The sequence below is a fragment of the Nocardioides sp. NPDC023903 genome (genome assembly GCF_040639295.1).
Taxonomy (GTDB): Bacteria; Actinomycetota; Actinomycetes; order Propionibacteriales; family Nocardioidaceae; genus Nocardioides.
This window is the reverse complement of record NZ_JBEZZS010000127.1, coordinates 1-1,030: the sequence shown is the minus strand read 5'-3', so window position 1 is coordinate 1,030 and position 1,030 is coordinate 1. Positions and strand designations below refer to the sequence as shown.

Annotated in this window: 1 protein-coding gene; it reads left to right on the top strand. The window is 68.9% G+C overall.

The annotated features are described in order from the left end of the window. Positions 1 to 76: 76 nt before the first annotated feature. Positions 77 to 1,030 (top strand): molybdopterin cofactor-binding domain-containing protein (locus tag AB0F44_RS30430; protein ID WP_357361125.1); only part of this gene is annotated, 954 nt, incomplete at its 3' end.

The following is a 1,030-nucleotide window of genomic DNA, read 5'->3' as shown; positions in this document are numbered from 1 at the left end:
TGCAACCTGCAGCAGCTCGACGGCCCGGTGACCGGCAACGGCAAGGTCATCCAGGAGCTGGAGTCCAACTTCCGCGGTGCCGGCTGGAACGTCATTCGAGCCCGAGGCGGCGCTGGCCGACGGCGCGCCGTTGCTGCACGACGACAAGCCGGACTCGGCACGGATAGCCGATGCGCGGCGCAATCTCATCGCCGAGATCCACGGTGGTGTCGGTGATTTCGATGCCGGAATCGCGCGAGCCGCGAAAGTGGTGAGCGGCGTGTGGAGTTCGCCGCGCGTGCAGCACGTACACCTGGAGACCCACGGCGGGATCGGCTGGCTCGACGACGCGGGCAGACTCGTCCTCCGAACGAGTACCCAGGTGCCGTTCCTGGTGCGCGACGAACTCTGCCATCTGTTCGGCCTGGACCGGGATCGCGTGCGGGTGTTCGCGACGCGCGTCGGCGGCGGTTTCGGGGCGAAGCAGGAGATGCTGGCCGAGGACCTGATCGCCTTGGCGGTCCTGCGCACCGGGCATCCCGTGCACTACGAGTTCACCCGCACCGACGAATTCACCTCGGCCACCTGCCGTCATCCGATGCGGGTCGCGGTCACCGCGGCCGCCGACGCGGCGGGCATCCTGACCGCGCTCTCGGTGGACGTGCTCGCCGACGCGGGCGCCTACGGCAACCACAGCGCGGGCGTGATGTTCCATTCCGTCGGTGAATCGGTGGCCGTCTACCGCTGCCCGAACAAGCGGGTCGACGCGCGAGCGGTGTACACCAACAACGTTCCCTCGGGGGCGTTCCGTGGTTACGGGCTCGGCCAGGTGATCTTCGGCGTCGAATCGGCGATCGACGAACTGGCCCGCGAACTCGGCATCGACCCCTTCGAATTCCGCCGCCGCAATGTGGTGGTCCCGGGCGACCGGTTCACCGGCGCCGAAGACGACGAATCCGATCTGACCTTCGGCAGCTACGGCCTCGACCAGTGTCTCGACACCGCCCAGCGGGCGCTGCGCCGCGGCAACGGTGTGGCGGCACCGGGACCG